Origin of the sequence: Nonomuraea sp. NPDC052634 (assembly GCF_040678535.1) — a bacterium.
Taxonomy (GTDB): domain Bacteria; phylum Actinomycetota; class Actinomycetes; order Streptosporangiales; family Streptosporangiaceae; genus Nonomuraea; species Nonomuraea fastidiosa.
The window spans coordinates 55,595-66,536 of sequence record NZ_JBFATY010000009.1 but is presented as its reverse complement, the minus strand read 5'-3'; the positions used below and the strand labels follow the sequence as shown (position 1 = coordinate 66,536).

The 10,942-nt window shown below is 70.1% G+C and carries 9 protein-coding genes; 3 read left to right on the top strand and 6 right to left on the bottom strand.

All coding sequences use genetic code 11. The features are described 5' to 3' along the window. Positions 1–3: 3 nt before the first annotated feature. Positions 4–1,761: an ABC transporter substrate-binding protein gene (locus AB0K67_RS30760; protein WP_364067317.1), complete on the bottom strand. Its 1,758-nt coding sequence runs from the start codon at positions 1,759–1,761 to the stop codon at positions 4–6. A 429-nt stretch (positions 1,762–2,190) separates the two neighbouring features. Between AB0K67_RS30760 and AB0K67_RS30755 the strand changes: the two genes are divergently transcribed. Next, positions 2,191–2,649: a lamin tail domain-containing protein gene (locus AB0K67_RS30755; RefSeq protein ID WP_364067315.1), complete on the top strand. Its 459-nt coding sequence runs from the start codon at positions 2,191–2,193 to the stop codon at positions 2,647–2,649. Between the two features lie 107 nt (positions 2,650–2,756). Here AB0K67_RS30755 and AB0K67_RS30750 read toward each other — a convergent pair whose 3' ends face one another. Genes AB0K67_RS30750 through AB0K67_RS30735 form a run of 4 tightly spaced genes read right to left on the bottom strand, consistent with a single transcriptional unit; the run spans position 2,757 to position 6,786 of the window. Beyond that, the gene (locus tag AB0K67_RS30750; RefSeq protein ID WP_364067313.1) at positions 2,757–3,356 is read right to left on the bottom strand and encodes a response regulator transcription factor; all 600 of its coding nucleotides are present in this window, start codon (positions 3,354–3,356) and stop codon (positions 2,757–2,759) included. Further along, positions 3,353–4,465, bottom strand: coding sequence for a histidine kinase (locus AB0K67_RS30745; RefSeq protein ID WP_364067311.1), 1,113 nt, complete (start codon positions 4,463–4,465; stop codon positions 3,353–3,355). Before AB0K67_RS30745 ends, AB0K67_RS30750 begins: the two co-directional genes overlap by 4 nt. Further along, the gene (locus tag AB0K67_RS30740; protein WP_364067309.1) at positions 4,462–5,577 is read right to left on the bottom strand and encodes a histidine kinase; all 1,116 of its coding nucleotides are present in this window, start codon (positions 5,575–5,577) and stop codon (positions 4,462–4,464) included. The genes AB0K67_RS30745 and AB0K67_RS30740 overlap by 4 nt, the downstream gene beginning before the upstream one ends. Before the next feature lie 57 nt (positions 5,578–5,634). Further along, complete coding sequence (locus tag AB0K67_RS30735) at positions 5,635–6,786, bottom strand: hypothetical protein (protein ID WP_364067307.1); 1,152 nt, start codon at positions 6,784–6,786, stop codon at positions 5,635–5,637. A gap of 119 nt (positions 6,787–6,905) precedes the next feature. On the opposite strand from AB0K67_RS30735, the gene AB0K67_RS30730 reads away from it, so the two are divergent. Together AB0K67_RS30730 and AB0K67_RS30725 are read left to right on the top strand one after the other, a co-directional pair. After that, on the top strand, positions 6,906–7,823 hold the full coding sequence (locus tag AB0K67_RS30730) for an LLM class F420-dependent oxidoreductase (RefSeq protein WP_364067305.1): 918 nt from the start codon (positions 6,906–6,908) through the stop codon (positions 7,821–7,823). A gap of 507 nt (positions 7,824–8,330) precedes the next feature. Beyond that, positions 8,331–9,731, top strand: coding sequence for a sugar porter family MFS transporter (locus AB0K67_RS30725; RefSeq protein ID WP_364067304.1), 1,401 nt, complete (start codon positions 8,331–8,333; stop codon positions 9,729–9,731). Between the two features lie 273 nt (positions 9,732–10,004). On the opposite strand, the gene AB0K67_RS30720 is transcribed toward AB0K67_RS30725, so the two are convergent. Then, on the bottom strand, positions 10,005–10,748 hold the full coding sequence (locus tag AB0K67_RS30720) for a CAP domain-containing protein (RefSeq protein ID WP_364067302.1): 744 nt from the start codon (positions 10,746–10,748) through the stop codon (positions 10,005–10,007). Positions 10,749–10,942: the final 194 nt, after the last annotated feature.

The window sequence follows — 10,942 nt, the reverse complement described above, 5'->3', positions numbered from 1 at the left end:
TCGTCACGAGCCGGCGGGCTGGAGCTGGGTGAGCGTCTCGAAACCGCCGAGCTCCAGCCAGTTGCGCCAGAGCACGGCGCCGGTCTTGGGCGCGCCCTCGGCCGACGACGGCCAGTTCTTCCACACGGCGTTGCTGTGCTGCGCCCACAGGCCGTTGTACCAGAGCGGGATCACCGGCATGTCGTCCAGATGGATCTGCTGGAGCTGGGAAATGATCTTCTGCATGCCGGGGATGTCGTCGGTCTTCACCTGGTCGAGCTGCTGGACGAGCTCCCAGGCCTTCTTGTTCTCGTACCGGGCGAAGTTGACCGTGTTCTGCTGCTTCCTGATGGGAAGCTGGAAGATGTACTCGTAGTAGGTGTACGGGCTGTTGGACAACCCCCGCTCGTTGTTGATGAGCAGGTCGAAGTCGCCCTTGGCGCGCTGCTCGACCAGCGCGTTGAAGTCGGGGAACTCCGGCGTGATCTGGATGCCCGCGCTCTTGGCGCTGGCGGAGATCGACCGGGCCGCCTCCATCCAGTCGGTCCAGCCGGACGGCACGATGATGGTCAGGTCGATCTTGGAGCCGTCCTTGTTCTCCACGAAGCCGTCGCCGTCGGTGTCCTTGTAACCGGCGTCGGCGAGGAGCTGCTTGGCCTTGCCGGTGTCGAACGTGAAGCCCGACTTCGCCACCACGTCCTTGTCGATGAACTTGTCCCACTGCGGCAGCAGGCCGGTGGGGCTGGCGGCATTGACGAGGTTGCCGTAGACGCTCTCGACGATCTTGCCGACGTCGATGGAGGTGGCCAGCGCCTTGCGGAAGGCGGGATCGTCCATCGGCTTCTTAGTGGTGTTGGGCACCAGCCAGGCGGTGTTGGCCGACAGCATGTACGGCGGCTCGTTGTAGTACGTCGTCAGCCCGAAGTTGCCCTTGACCAGGTTGGCCACGCCGGGCAGGAAGTTGTTGCTGAGGTCGAGGCCCTTCTGCAGCAGCATGCCCATCGCGACCTCGTTGCTGGGGGTGGCGATGTCGACGATGTAGCGCGGCTTGGGCTCCATGTTGAGCGCCGTCTTGCCCCACCAGTCGTCACGCCGCTGCAGCACCACGCGGTCCTGGTCCTTGCTCAGGAACGTGTACGCGCCCGTCGCCACCGGGTTGTCGTTGGTGCCGTCGAGCACCTCCGACTCCGAGCGGTCCTTCCAGATGTGCTCGGGGACCATGGACCGGCTGTAGAGCATGTAGTCCCACTGCTGGTAGTTGGCCTTGGAGAAGGTGAACTTCACGGTCTGGTCGTCCACCGCCTCGGCCGACTTCAGCCAGTCCCAGAGCTGGTGGTAGGGGATCGTCTCCATCTTGCCGAGCTCGAAGGAGAAGACGACGTCCTTGGCGGTGAACGGCTGGCCGTCGGACCACTTGACGCCCTGGCGGACCTTGAGCTCGTACGTGGTGTCGTCGGTCCACGAGCCGCTCTCGGCCAGCCACGGGACGAGCTTGGCGGCGTTGATGTCGTAGTGGAAGAGCGTCTCGTAGACCAGGCCCTTGGTGCCGACCGCGGAGTCCCACTCCCTGATGGGGTTGTAGTTGGCCGGCGGCCCCCACTGCGTGCCCGTGGTGTAGAGGGTCTCGTTGCGCGGGAGCTGGTCGGGGTTGGCGCTGGCCACCGCCCCCTGGCTCTGTGCCTGGGGGGCGGAGGGGGCGGGCGTGCCTCCGCCTCCGGTGCAGGCCGCGGCGAGCAGTCCCGCCGCGACGAGCGGGATCATCATCCGAGCCCGGTTACGCATCGTCTCTCTCCTTACTCCGCGCGGCGGCGCGAAGGTATGCACGTCCTGTCAGAGACCCCGAGTCGCCCGTCAGGAAACGCTGTCTGGGAGCGCTCCCATCCGGGTGCGAAGATCGCTCCCGTCGAACAGCCCGGGAGCGATGCACTCTTCAGTAGAAGCGGCCCCAAAGGGGCTGCTGAACCGGATAAGTACCGCGAACGTAAAATCCGCGTGTCCGCTCCGTCAATAGTCGTGACGCTTTCGAGATGTGCGTCCGGAAACGCGCTCAGGGCCGGGGATGCCGTCCGATCAGGTGGGACAGGGCCGCTTCCGGTTGACCGGTTCAACGGGGTCCGTCCGACCGGTTCCAACGCGCGTGCCAACCACCCGCGCCGCTCCGCCGTCCTCTCTCTGTCGCTTCATCCTGATCAATGACGAGAGGACCTATTGGTGAGAGTCGCCCCCGCTGTCGCCGCGCTCGTCTCCGCCGTCACGCTGGCCGCCGGCACCGCCCTGCCGGCCGCCGCGCGGACCGCTCCGCATCCCGTACGGATCGTGAAGATCTACTACGACTCCCCCGGCGGCGACCGGCGCACCAACGACTCGCTGAACGCCGAGTACATCACGCTGCTCAACACCTCAAGGCGAGCCGTCAACCTCAAGGGGTGGAAGGTGCGCGACAAGAGCGGCTACACCTACAAGTTCGGCAAGGTCGTCTTACGCGCCAAGAAGCGCGTCACCCTGCGCACCGGACAGGGCGACGACGGCGTCGCCGTCGTCTACTGGAACCGCAAGCAGTACGTGTGGAACAACGACGAGGACACCGCCTACCTGCTCGACCGGAAGGGCAGGCAGGTCGACTCCTGCTCGTACAAGGCGAGCAGCAGGTCCGCCTACGTCGACTGCTGAGCCCGCGGCGGCCGCGCCGGGCCTCCCCTCCGGCGCGGCCGGTGTCCTCCGGCAAGCCGTCCCGACGTCCTGTGCGGGAGGCGTTCCGATGTCCTGTGCCGCAGGCGTCAGAGCCAGCCCATGCGCTGGGCGGTGCGGATGGCCTCCAGCCGGTTCTGAGCGTTCAGCTTCGTCATCGCGCTCGACAGGTAGTTGCGCACGGTGCCCTCGGTGAGGTGCAGCTCGGCGGCGATGCGCGCGATCGTGGCGCCGTCGGCCGCCAGCCGCAGCGCGTCGCGCTCCCGCTCGGTCAGCGGGCTGTCGCCGGCGGCCATCGCGGCGGCGGCCAGCTCGGCGTCCAGGTAGCGGCCGCCCGACTGCACCTTGCGGATGGCCATCGCCAGCTCCTCCGCCGAAGCGTCCTTGCCCAGGAAGCCGCTCACCCCTGCGGCCATCGCCCGGCGCAGGTAGCCGGGCCTGCCCAAGCTGGTCAGAATGACGATCTTGCATTGGGAGCTGATCTGCTCGGCCGCGCTGAGTCCGTCCATGCCGGGCATCTCGATGTCGAGCACCGCCACGTCGGGGCGGTGCTCCTCGACCGCCGCCAGCACCTCGTCGCCCCGGCCGACCTGCGCCACCACCTCGATGCCGTCCTCCAGGTCGAGCAGGGCCGCGATGGCGCCGCGGATCAGGTGCTCGTCGTCGGCGAGCAGCACGCGCGTGGTCATGCCGGCACCGCCGCCCGCAGCAGGTAGCGCCCGGACTGGTCGGGCTCGGCCTCCAGGGTGCCGCCCGCCGCGCGCAGCCGCTGCGCCAGCCCGGCCAGGCCGTTCGGCGCATGCTCGCCGATCGGCCCCGTCACCCCGTCGTTGGACATCTCCAGCACCCCATCTTCGATCGTGATCGTGCAACGTTCGGCTTTGCTGTGCTTAAGCACGTTCGTGGCGCCCTCGCGGACGACGGTGGCGAGCAGCGTACGGGCCTCGGGGCTCAGGCTCGCGGTGTCCGCGCGCACGGTGCAGCGCACGTCGGCCGCCTCCAGCACCGCGCGCACGCTGGCCAGCACCTCGTCGAGGTCGACGGCCCGGTAGTTCTGCACGACCGTGCGCACCTCGCGCAGCGAGCGCCTGGCCAGGTCGCGCACCTCGAACATCTCGGCCGCCGCCGCCTCCTTGTCCGTCAGCAGCGTCCGCTGGGCGTGCTCGGTCCTGTGGGCCACGTCGGTGAGGCTCTGCCCGAGCAGGTCGTGAAGGTCGCGGGCGAAGCGCAGCCGCTCCTCCGAGACCGCCAGCCTGGCCATCGCCTCCTGCCCTTCGTAGGCCTCCTGGGTGAGCCGCCACAGCCACAGGTTCGCCCACACCGCGCCCACCGAGATCAACGTGAAGACGCCCAGGACCAGGAGCGCCGGCAGCACGGAGTAGTCGTCGAGCAGCCAGGTCCACCCGGGGACCGCCACCAGCGACGCCCCGACCAGGATGAACAGCGTGCGCCTGCGGACGAACGGCGTCATCAGCGCCAGCCACGTGGGCACCGTCCAGAACTGCGCGAAGCCCAGCACAAGCCCGATCGTGATCACCCCGGTCACCGCCAGGATGACGGTGGGCCGCGGTCCGCCCCTGACGGCGATCCTGAACGGCCGCGGGCTGAGCACGACGAAGACCGTCAGCGCCACGGCGCCGAGCGCGATCGGCGGCCACCCCATTCCTGCCTGCAGGAGCAGGAAGAAAGCGAAGTAGCCGAAGAACGGGAAGATCAGGATGAGGTCGGTGCAGTAGACGATGAGCCAGCGGACCTTGGTCAGCCGGTTCGCGTTCCTGATGCGGTCGATGACGTTCACGCCGGCACCACCGCCCGCAGCACGAACTCACCGTCAGGGGTGGGCCGGGCGGAGAACGAGCCGCCCGCCGCGACCAGCCGCTCCGACAGGCCGCGCAGGCCGCTGCCCGCCTCCGCCGGAGAGGCCGTCACTCCGTCGTTCACCATCTCTAGGACGCCCGCGTCGATCTTGATCGCGCAGCGCGTGGCCGAGCTGTGCTTGAGAATGTTCGTGCCGCCCTCGCGCACGGCCCAGGCCAGCAGCGTCCGCGCGGCCGGCGACAGGCCGTCGGTCTTGGCCTCGATCACGCAGGTGGCGCCGGCCGCCTCCAGCGCCGCCCGTACGCCCGCCAGTTCCTCGTCCAGGTCGAGCGCCTGGTAGCCGTGCACGGCCTGCTGCACCTCGAACAGCGACTCGCCGGCGAGCGCGCGCACCTCCGCCATCTCGGACGCGGCCCTGCCGGGGTCCTTGGTGGCGAGCTTGGCGGCCAGCTCGCTCTTCAGCGTGATGACCGACAGGCTGTGTCCGAGCAGGTCGTGCAGGTCGCGGGCGAAGCGCAGCCGCTCCTCGGCCACCGCGAGCCTGGCCCTGGCCTCCCTGCCCCGGTGGGCGTCTCTGATCACCCACCACAGCCACCGCCACAACAGCATGGTCACGATCACCGCCGCGGCCGACAACGTCGTGCCGAGCAGCACGCCGGGCCACGCCTGGCCGGTGACCAGCACCACGTACACGGTGATCGCCGCGACCACCGCCGCGGCGAGCCAGAACGTGGCGCGCGGCCGCAGATAGAGCGCCGCCAGCGACAGCCAGAGCGTCGCGGTGTCCACCCACATGCCGGCGGACACGCCCGCGTGGGGGATGAGCATGAGCAGCGCGACGCCCAGCAGCCCTGTCACCATCAGCTTGACCGTGGGCTTGCTGGGTCCGTCGTAGCCGTCGCGCAGGACGATGGTGAAGAGCACGAAGTACGGGACCAGCAGCACCAGGCTCGCCACCCCGCGAACGGCGTCGAGCGAGCCGCTCACCATGCCGGCCACCGAGAAGCCCGCGAGAAGCAGGCACATCAGCCCGACGCTGCCGTCCATCCAGTACAGCAGGATCTTCTTCGCGGTCTCGGGACGTGCACCCATCACGCCCCTCCCCTGCTGACCGAAAGTCCCCCGGGAACCTCCCAGGCCAGCGAAATCTTATCTATTGGGCGGGTTATGCCAAAGAATGCGTGCCACGCCCGGTCTTGGGGTGGTTCCGCGCAACGACAGCCAGGCCAGGCGGTGGCGGTTGGCGTACGCGACCAGCCTCCATGCGTCCTGGACGGTGAGATCGTCCGCGCTCGACGGCATCAGCGTGAGCGCGAGCCGCCGGTACGCCGCGTCCGCGCTCGGCAGGTCGTGGATCTGGGCGAGCTGGCCCGCCGCCTTGCGCACACCCACCGCCACCAGGTCCAGCCGGCCGCCCGCCGACGTGGCGCGCGGCTCGATGGGGGTCAGCAGGTTGACCGTGCTCACCTGCGCGCCCGCCTTGCGGGTGGCCCGCAGCATGGCGACGTCCTGCGCCGACAGGCCGTCGCGGCCGAGCGGAAGCGTGAAGCCGACCCGCAGCGGCCGTTCGCGCTGTATGGCCGCGATGGCTCGGGCCCTGCGCAGCACGGCGGCGCGGTCGGCGCTGTCGCGGATCTCGAAGTCGGCGGCGGTCGCGTCGAACGCCCGCACGACACGGCGGTAGGCGGCGGCGAGCGCGCCCGGCCTCGCGCAGGCGGCGGCCAGGTCCTGGCCGCGCGGGCCGCCGAACACCGGCATCGCGTCCCCGCCTGCCGCCCGCAGCCTCCGCACGCGTTCCGTCACGCCGCCCTTCGCCCGCCCCTTGCCTCTACGCCCGTTGCGGCCGTCATTCGGCACGCCGGGCCGGTCGGTCGGAGTCGCCGCCGAGCCGCCGGAGGTCGCACCCGGCTCACCCGTCGGAGTCGCCGCCGAGCCGCCGATGGCCACGCGTGACTCGCCGCTGGAAGCGGGAGCCCAGGTGGGGACGCAGGCACCGGTCGCCGCCACCACGTGGCCGAGCGCGTAAGAGCGGACGCCGGTGCGGCGCGAGTCGGCCGCCAGGTCGAGCGCGGGCGAGCGGGCGGCGTCGGCGAAGGCCACGAACCCGCTGAACGCCTCCCCCTGGGGCTGCTGCTCGACCTGCGTGGCGACCGGCGTGGCGGCCGGCGGGCGGGCGGGACGCGGCTCCGCATCCGCCGGGAGCATGCGGATCGCCGCGGCGGTGCCGGCGGCCAGGGCGATCGCCCCGAGAACGGCGAGCGGGCGCGGGAGCGTGCCCGGCTCCCTCCTGTGCCGAGACATGGGCAACCCCGTGTGGTCGATCGGCTACGATTCGTCGCTGCCGCTGAACGTTAGCAAGCACGTACGGCGTGGCGCGGCCCTTTTCCGGTTCACGTCCGTTGTGTGCGGATAATGTGGTCATGAAGCTGCGGATCTTCACCGAGCCCCAGCAGGGCGCCACCTATGACGACCTGCTCTCCGTGGCCCAGACCAGCGAGCGGCTGGGCTTCGACGCGTTCTTCCGGTCCGACCACTACCAGCGCATCGGTCCCGGCGACCCGGGTCCCGGCTCGACCGACGCCTGGATCACCCTTGCCGGCCTGGCCCGCGAGACCTCCACGATCCGGCTGGGCACGCTGGTCTCGCCGGCCACGTTCCGGCTGCCGGGCCCGCTTGCCATCAGCGTGGCGCAGGTCGACCAGATGAGCGGCGGCCGGGTCGAGCTGGGCTTCGGCACCGGCTGGTACGACCAGGAGCACTCGGCGTACGGCATCCCGTTCCCGCCCGTCAACGAGCGGTTCGGCCGCTTCGAGGAGCAGCTGGAGATCATCACCGGTCTGTGGACGGCGGAGAAGACGTACTCCTTCGAGGGGAGCTACTACCGCCTCGCCGACTCTCCCGCGCTGCCCAAGCCGGCCCAGCGGCCGCGCCCGCCGGTGATCATCGGCGGCACCGGGGCCAAGCGCACGCCGCGGCTGGTGGCCGCGTACGCCGACGAGTACAACGTGCCGTTCCGCCTGCCGGCCGAGACCGGTGAGGCGTTCGACCGCGTACGGAAGGCGTGCGAGGCGACCGGGCGCAACGTGCGGTTGTCCGCGGCGCAGACCACCGTCGTCGGCGCCGACGAGGCCGAGTACGAGCGCCGGTGCGCGGCCATCGGGCAGAACCCCGACGCGCTGCGCGAGAACGGCCTCGGCGGCACCCCCGCCGAGGTGCTGGAGAAGATCGGCAAGTTCGCCGAGCTGGGTGCCGAGCGGCTCTACCTGCAGATTCTCGACCTGCAGGACATGGAGCACCTGGAGCTGATCGCCGCCGAGGTGCTCCCGCACGTCTCGTAACGGCTGACGGCCGTTTTCGCTGGCCGGCGGTCTTCGGCTCCTCACGTGCCCGGCGATCGGCGCCGCTGTAGACGGCGGTCTCCGGGCGTCCGTGAGCGCGCCGCCGGCGCTCGTCATGGTGTGGCGTTCCTCCCGCGCACGTCCCCCAGCGGGTGCGGGAGCCCGCGCGTACCGACCGGGCTGGATCTCGGCGGTCCGAGGTTCGTGGCGGACGCCGGGCGCGGGATGGATGTGAGCGATTCGCTTGCCCCGCGCCCGGCGCCGCTCCTGAAACGCTGCCCGTTTCCCCGCCACCTACGCCCTGCCCGCCACGCCTGCCCTGCGTCCTTCCGCTCTCAGGGCACGCCCGCTCCCGCTTCCACGCGACCGCCCTCCACGCACGCGCGCCCCTGCGCATGTTCGCTCCTGCGGCCCTGCGCGCTCGACGTCGTAGGCCCGTGACGGTCGCGCTTCGAATACGTGGGTGATCAGAGGGTAGTTCGGGACCATTCAGGGGGAAGGACCTGCATGGCTACTCGATACACCCATCATGAGCATTTGGGTCACGTGGTCTTCATCACCGCGGCCGCGGCCATCGGTGGGTTCCTCTTCGGTTACGACAGTTCTGTCATCAACGGCGCTGTGGTCGGCATCCAGCGCCACTTCCAGGTGGGTCCGGTCGAGATCGGCTTCGTGGTGGCCATCGCGCTGCTGGGGTCGGCCGTGGGCGCGTGGGCGGGCGGCGGGCTGGCCGACAGGTGGGGGCGTACGCGCTCCATGCAGGTCGCGGCGGCGCTGTTCGCGGTCAGCTCGATCGGGCAGATGCTGCCGTTCGCGGTGTACGACCTGGCGTTCTGGCGGGTGGTGGCGGGCTTCGCGATCGGCATGGCGTCGGTGCTGGGACCCGCGTACATCGCGGAGGTGGCCCCGCCCGCCTACCGGGGCAGGCTGGGCTCGTTCCAGCAGCTCGCCATCGTGCTCGGCATCGCGGTCTCGCAGCTCGTCAACTACGTGTTCGCGCGGGTGGCGGGCGGCGATGTGAACAACCGCATCTGGCTGCTGGAGGCGTGGCAGTGGATGCTGGGCGCCTGCCTGGTGCCGGCGCTGCTGTTCCTGCTGTTCGCCTCGACCATTCCCGAGTCGCCGCGTTATCTCGTCATGTCGGGACGTACGAGCCGGGCCCGCCAGGTGCTGGCCGAGATCGAGAGCGAGGACACCGACCTCGACGAGCGCATCGCGGAGATCCAGCACGTGCTGCGCACGGAACGCATTCCGGGGCTGAGAGACCTGCGCGGCAAGGCGCTGGGCCTGCTGCCGATCGTCTGGATCGGCATCGTGCTCTCCACCTTCCAGCAGTTCGTCGGCATCAACGTGATCTTCTACTACTCGTCCGTGCTGTGGCAGTCGGTCGGCATCAACCAGAGCGACTCGCTGCTGATCAGCTTCTCCAGCTCGATCATCAACATCATCGGCACGTTCATCGCGATCTCGCTGGTGGACAGGATCGGGCGCAAGCCGCTGCTGCTGATCGGCTCGGCCGGTATGGCGATCTCGCTGGCCACGGCCGCGTGGGCGTTCAGCTTCGCGCAGGGCGAGGGCGAGGCGGTCTCGCTGCCGGATCCGCAGGGCGCGATCGCGCTCATCGCGGCCAACTTCTTCGTGCTGTTCTTCGCGCTGTCGTGGGGTGTCGTGGTCTGGGTGCTGCTCGGCGAGATGTTCCCCAACCGCATCCGCGCCGCCGCCCTGGGCGTCGCCGCCGCGGCCCAGTGGCTCGCCAACTGGGCGATCACGGTGTCGTTCCCGGCGCTGGCCGACTGGAACCTGCCGCTCACGTACGCCATGTACGCGCTGTTCGCGGCCTTGTCGTTCCTCTTCGTCAGCAAGTGGGTCAAAGAGACCAAGGGGCGCAAGCTCGAAGAGATGGGCTGAACCACAGCCTCCGAAGGACGGGCTGCCCGTCACATCGGGCGGGGCTTCGCGTCGCGACGGGCGAGAGTTTCGCGTCGCGACGGGCGAGAGTTTCGCGTCGCGACGGGCGAGAGTTTCGCCTAGTGGCGGGCGAGGGCTCCGCCTCGCGCCGGGCGAGAGCTTCGCGTCTCAACGGACGGGGGCTTCGCGTCGTGGCGGGGAAGGGTACAGGCGCGGCCCCCTTCCCCGCCACGAGCGCCGCCGGCCCTCCTGGCGAGGCCGTGGTCCGGGGGATCAGCGGGCGGCGAAGTCCTGCGTCCAGTAGATCTGGCCCTTGGAGTTCTTGGCCGCGCCGACGCCGATGAGCGTGTACCGGCAGTTCATGATGTTGGCGCGGTGCCCGGAGCTGTTCATCCAGGACTTCATCACCTCGGCGGGCGTGCGCTGGCCCATGGCGATGTTCTCCGCCCAGGCGTTGCCGCCGGTGAAGCCGGCCGCCCTGATGCGGTCCATGAACGAGCGGCCGTCCTTGGAGGTGTGGTCGAAGTAGTTCTTCGCGGCCATGTCGGCGGAGTGGCCGTACGCGGCGGCGTGGAGCTGTGCGTCGTGCTTGAGCGGCTTGCAGCCGCCCTTGGCCCGCTCGGCGTTGACCAGCCGGACGACCTCGTTCTCCTCGGCGGTGCCGACGGTGCCGCTGCCGTTGGCGGGCGGCGGCGTGCTGGGCTTGCTCGTCGGCGGGGTGCCGGGCTTGGTGGGGGCGGGCGTCGGGATGCCGCTACCGGGGGTGCAGGTGAGCTTGACGGCCTTGGACTTCGCGGTGTGCCCGCGGTAGTCGGTGGCGACCGCGTAGTACGTACCCGCCTTGCAGGGCAGCGCGAGCGTGATGCGGCCGTCCCTGGTGGCCCCGCTCTTGACGACCGGGTCGGTGCCGGGAACGGCCCGCTTGATGCGGATGCGCAGGAGCGCGTCGTCGAAGCAGCCCCGGCGGACTGCCCAGGACTGGATCTTCAGTGCGTCGCTGACACGCGGCTTGGCCACGCTCACACGGCACCGAGCCGCCTCCGTGGCCGCGGAAGCCTGCGCCGCGCTGAGTGGCGTGGCGATCGCTGCCAGGCTGACGGCTGCGGCGAGTACCCCAAGGGGTCTACGCATAGGGGGTTTCCTCCAGTTGCGGTAGACGCTGGATGGCACCGCATTCTGTCGGGACCGATACCGATTTGTCATCCGAACGG

Excerpts from the sequence above, each read along its gene's own strand:
- AB0K67_RS30760 (WP_364067317.1), bottom strand. The coding sequence starts at position 1,761 with ATGCGTAACCGGGCTCGGATGATGATCCCGCTCGTCGCGGCGGGACTG.
- AB0K67_RS30750 (WP_364067313.1), bottom strand. The coding sequence starts at position 3,356 with ATGACCACGCGCGTGCTGCTCGCCGACGACGAGCACCTGATCCGCGGC.
- AB0K67_RS30740 (WP_364067309.1), bottom strand. The coding sequence starts at position 5,577 with ATGGGTGCACGTCCCGAGACCGCGAAGAAGATCCTGCTGTACTGGATG.
- AB0K67_RS30735 (WP_364067307.1), bottom strand. The coding sequence starts at position 6,786 with ATGTCTCGGCACAGGAGGGAGCCGGGCACGCTCCCGCGCCCGCTCGCC.
- AB0K67_RS30730 (WP_364067305.1), top strand. The coding sequence starts at position 6,906 with ATGAAGCTGCGGATCTTCACCGAGCCCCAGCAGGGCGCCACCTATGAC.
- AB0K67_RS30725 (WP_364067304.1), top strand. The coding sequence starts at position 8,331 with ATGGCTACTCGATACACCCATCATGAGCATTTGGGTCACGTGGTCTTC.